Source organism: Frankia tisae, from assembly GCF_025403405.1.
Taxonomy (GTDB): domain Bacteria; phylum Actinomycetota; class Actinomycetes; order Frankiales; family Frankiaceae; genus Frankia; species Frankia tisai.
In genome coordinates, this window is the sequence record NZ_JANEZT010000478.1 from 1 (window position 1) to 4,237 (window position 4,237).

At 70.8% G+C, this 4,237-nt stretch carries 7 protein-coding genes; 1 reads left to right on the plus strand and 6 read right to left on the minus strand.

Annotated features, from left to right (window positions below):
* The 4 genes from NBZ85_RS28355 to NBZ85_RS28370 all read right to left on the minus strand — a co-directional run.
* Window positions 1–437 (minus strand): hypothetical protein (locus NBZ85_RS28355; protein WP_261563030.1); only part of this gene is annotated, 437 nt, incomplete at its 3' end.
* 197 nt (window positions 438–634) lie between these two features.
* Window positions 635–1,804 (minus strand): CocE/NonD family hydrolase, encoded by a 1,170-nt coding sequence (locus NBZ85_RS28360; RefSeq protein WP_308205046.1) that lies wholly within the window; start codon window positions 1,802–1,804, stop codon window positions 635–637.
* A complete protein-coding gene (locus NBZ85_RS28365; protein ID WP_261558811.1) occupies window positions 1,720–1,926 on the minus strand; it encodes a CocE/NonD family hydrolase in 207 nt (68 codons plus the stop codon). Before NBZ85_RS28365 ends, NBZ85_RS28360 begins: the two co-directional genes overlap by 85 nt.
* 21 nt (window positions 1,927–1,947) lie before the next feature.
* Window positions 1,948–2,157, minus strand: a complete 210-nt coding sequence (locus tag NBZ85_RS28370; protein ID WP_261558812.1) for a hypothetical protein — start codon at window positions 2,155–2,157, stop codon at window positions 1,948–1,950.
* 311 nt (window positions 2,158–2,468) lie between these two features.
* On the opposite strand from NBZ85_RS28370, the gene NBZ85_RS28375 reads away from it, so the two are divergent.
* Complete coding sequence (locus NBZ85_RS28375) at window positions 2,469–2,954, plus strand: AAA family ATPase (RefSeq protein ID WP_261558813.1); 486 nt, start codon at window positions 2,469–2,471, stop codon at window positions 2,952–2,954.
* Between the two features lie 16 nt (window positions 2,955–2,970).
* Here NBZ85_RS28375 and NBZ85_RS28380 read toward each other — a convergent pair whose 3' ends face one another.
* Entirely contained in the window at window positions 2,971–3,162 is a 192-nt protein-coding gene (locus NBZ85_RS28380; protein ID WP_261558814.1) for a hypothetical protein, read from the minus strand.
* A 202-nt stretch (window positions 3,163–3,364) separates the two neighbouring features.
* Window positions 3,365–4,237 (minus strand): ethanolamine ammonia-lyase subunit EutC (gene eutC / locus NBZ85_RS28385; RefSeq protein WP_261563032.1); only part of this gene is annotated, 873 nt, incomplete at its 5' end.

A 4,237-nucleotide genomic window follows, 5' to 3' on the forward strand; every position in this document is an offset into this window, starting at 1 on the left:
GTCACGGCCTGGACGATCTCCGGGGCGGCATCCTCGTGCCGGGCGTAGTTGCGCAGCACGGCGAGCGCATCGGTGACGAATGCCCTGCTGGCCAGGGGGTGTGTACCGCCCAGGCTCTTCCGAACGATGCTCAGTGCCGAGCGCGCGAGGATCTGCGGCAGCGATGTCCCCTGCCGGACGGCTGCGTACACCACGGCCTCGGCGAGGCCGATGAACGGGATGCGCGGTTCCGGCGGGGCGGGGCGGCGAATCGAGGTGACGATCGGTGGCGGGTTGTTGCGCATCGTGCCGATTCGCTTGCCGATTCGTACCTGGCCGACCGTCCACATCGCGGCGCGATGCAGGTCGTCCGGGTCGAGGCCGACGTGCCGGGCCGTCTGAGCGCGGGTGTAGACCGCATGGGTGAACCGGGCATCGAGGACAATGTTGGGGCTCATGGACGGACGTCTCCGAACCGGTGGCACGGGTGGCGGCGGGCGCAGCCGCCGAGCCTAGCCGCCGGCGGGTCCGCGCCCTACTGATCCTCACCGCGGTGCCGGGCCGGCCGCCGAACGCCGTTCGATCGCCGCCATCGTCTCGGACGGACCGGGCCCGTGCGGCGTCCACCACACGGGCCCGGTCGTCGTTCCGTCCATTACTCGGGCGAATTTCCAGCGGAGTATGGGGGCTGTTCCGCGTCGGGGAGGTCGGCGAGCGGGAGCTCCAGGTAGGAGGCGGCCCCGTTCGGGGAGGCGAACTCGACCTGGCTGCCGTCGACGGTGGCGTCGCCGAACAGCCGGTCCCTGGTGTCGATCACCAGGGCGAGCTGGTGGCCGGCGGCGATGCGGTAGTCCGCCGGCTGGAGCTGGATGTCGATCGCGCGGGCCTCGCCCTCGCGGTCGTTGAGCAGCGTGTACGGCGCGCCGGTGATGATCTTTCCCTTGGCGCGGCCGGGGTCGACGTCGAACAGGTGGGCCACGATCGTCGCCGTGTCGTAGATGGCGGGGGCGCCGAGCCGCTCCAGGACGCAGGTCTGGACGAGCTGCTCGGCGACGTGCGCGGGGGTGTCCACGCCCGCCTGGATGGTCGTCGTCCACCCGGTGGCCGGCCGGGACGCCAGCGCGCCGTCGGTGGAGCCGCCCCTCGGCTGGTCGAGGCAGAACCGCCGGGTCGGCTGGACGTAGGACTGCCAGCCGTTGGACTTACGCAGGTCGAACAGGTTGTGCATGTACTCGGTGTGGACGTTGCCGTCCTGGTCGATCCCGTTGTCCTTGCCCTGCAGGTGATGGTCCAGCCAGCGGAAGGTCGTCGCGGTCGGCCGGCTCCAGCCGCCGAGGAAACCCAGGATCTCGTCGCCGCCGTGGTCGCCGATCTGCACCAGCAGCCGGCGCGGCCCGGTGAGCTGGTTGAAGAACTCGACGACGGCCGGCACCGAGAAGATCGTCTCGTGCCAGTAGGTGCCGAGGAAGACCGGTACCCGGCGGGCGTTGAGCCGCTCGACGTAGCTGATCGGCGACCGGATCGCGCCGACATCAATCATGTGCTTGATGTTCTTGTTGGCGCGGAAATCCTCGAAGATCTGCCGCGTCTCGTCGGAGAGGCGGTCCTCGCCGAACAGCGCCGCGAGGGCCTCGAAGGCCGCGAGGTGCCGGGTCCCGTTCTCGTACAGCGAGCGGGTGAGATCCGCCCAGGCGCTCTGCGCGGCGACGGCCTTCACCCGGTCGTCGTGCGCGGCGATGATCAGGCTCTGACCGGCGCCGTAGGACGATCCGGCGAACGCGATCTGGCCCGGTTCACCCGGTCGGCGTGGTTCTCCAGGATCCAGTCGATGACGGCGGAGCCGTCCGCCCGGTCCCGCGGCCCGGCGACGTCGATCTTCCCGGTGGAGTCGGCGAGGCCCCGCTCGCTGTACGCGACGGCCAGATAGCCCCGGATCGCGAAGTTCACGAGCAGCCCGGGGTAGGAGCGCTACCCGGTGGGGGCCAGTGGCGCGGGCAGAATGACGACCGGATGCGGACCGGCACCGAGCGGGACGAACACGCCCGCGTCGAGCTGGACGTCCGGATCCGCGCCGGGAATCCGGACGGACGTGAACGTTCCGGCGCCCTGGAGTTGCTGGAACTTGCCGGCGGTCGCGGACGGAAGCTCCCGGAAGTCACCGCGGTCCAGGTTCTCCAACGCCCGGATCTCGGCGTCGAGCAGGGCCCGGTCCTGGAGGGCGAAATCGAGGACTGTCGTTCTCTGGGGGGCGTGGCCACTACGTCGTGTCTCCTTGCGCTGAAGTCGGAGCGGAGCTGGTCAGATCGCCAGGTGTCGTCAGGCCATTCCGTGACGCGGCGGGATCACATCGTCTGCCGCGGCCGGCGGTCCGTGGACCATCGGCCGGTTCGACGCCGGCTCGCGAGGCCGCGGTGACGAAGGTTCCCGGAACACAGGCCGGAAGTGCAGGGCCGGCCGCGACCGGCGCGGCTGAGGCGGACACTTGATGCGTGGCGTTCGGCGACGCCGCGTTGGTCCGGCTTCGGTCCGGCTTGACACTGAATATTATTTCTCGGGTGCTGATCTGGCTCAACGGACCCAATGGCATCGGTAAGACGCAGGTTGCCTACGAACTGCACCGCGGTCTGGCCGGCTCCTTTGTCTGCGACCCTGAGCACCTCGGTTTCGCGCTGCGCCGAATGCTGCCCGCGTCACTGCGCGGCGATTTTCGCGACATGCCCCTGTGGCGGGACGGCATCGCCAACATGCTCTGTACTGTGCTCGATGCCGGCGACGGCCCGGTCATCGTGCCGATGACGGCGCTGGATCCCGGGTTGCTGGCCGCGCTGGTCGAGGCCGTCGCCGCGGACATCGCCGCCGACGCCGGCCTGGCGTTCGCCCCCGATCCCGCCGGCCCGGCCCGCCGCCGGGTCCGCCGGCTCGGCGTGCAGCTCCGCCACATCCGCTTCGACGAGCTCGTCGGCCTACCTCGCTGACGGTTCCGCGGAACCCTCACCCCGCGGCGCCGGGCCGGCTCCGGGAGTCAAGGAACGCCGCACAGTCGTCCAGCAACTCCTCGAACTCCGCGATCGTGAAGTACACCGACTCCCACTGCTCGTACAACGACTCCAACAACACCCGATCCCCCACGATCTCCTGCACGGTCCCGTTCCCTGACAGCGACTCGATCTCGCCGACCTTCAACTTTTCCCAGTTCTCTCGATAGAACTGTAGAATCTGGGTATTTTGACCTATGTCGGACTCCAGAAAGTCGAGGACCGCCGCTGTCGTGGTCGAATCTCCCGATATGCGCTAATCAGCGCCGCTCTCGGAGCGAAGCACATCGCCCCGAGAGCGCGCGCCAGTTGCTGGAGGTTGAATGCGTCTCCGCACGTATCAACCGCGACTAACCTCCAGCAGTTGTCCGGGGCGGCCGCTGGCCATCGAGACTTTCGGGCGGTGGGCCGGCGGGGAGGGCGCGGGGCGCGGCCGGTTCCTTGACCGAGACGCCGCCGGTGCCTGCGGTGCGCATTGCCTGGGCCAGGCCGGTGATGCGGGCGACGGCCTGGGCGGGGGCGAGGCCGCGGCGGTGGATGTTGGAGAGCAGGTTGCGGTCGGCGTCGGTCTGGCCCGAGCGGGGGCGGTGGGCCAGGTAGGCGGAGAGGCTCTCGGCGGTGGCGAGGCCGGGGCGTTCGCCGATCAGCAGGACGATCACCGTGGGGTGCAGGAGGTCGCCGATTTCGTTCATGATGCCGACGCGGCACTGGCGCACGGCGAACGGCTGGCCGATCGACCAGCCGGCCTCGGCCGCCGCGGTGAGCAACGCGGGCAGCAGCGCCGGGACCTGGGCGTCGACCGCCGCCGCGGACAGGCCGTCGCCGAGCACGACCTGCAGGTCCGCGCCGGGCGGGCAGCGGGCGGCGACCTGGGCGCGGCCCTCGTCGGACAGCCGCCGGCCCAGGTCCGGCCGGCGCAGGTACTCGGCCCGGTCGGCGGCGGCCGAGTGGACGGCGAACAGGTCGAATCGCTCGGTCGTCGCGGCCAGCGCGGGGCCGGTGAGGTTCAGTTCGGCGTCGACGGCGTCGCGGGCGGCGGCGTGGTCGGCCCGCAGCGCCAGCAGGTTCGCCGTCCGGTAGGAGGTTCCGGTCCGGCCGACGAACACCCGCGCCGGCGTCACCGCCCGGACCCGCTCGGCCAGCGCCGCGAGATCCACCGGTACCGCCGCCGGCTCCCGAGCCGGACTCGTCCCCTCAGGGGGTGCAGGGGGGTGGTCGGAATC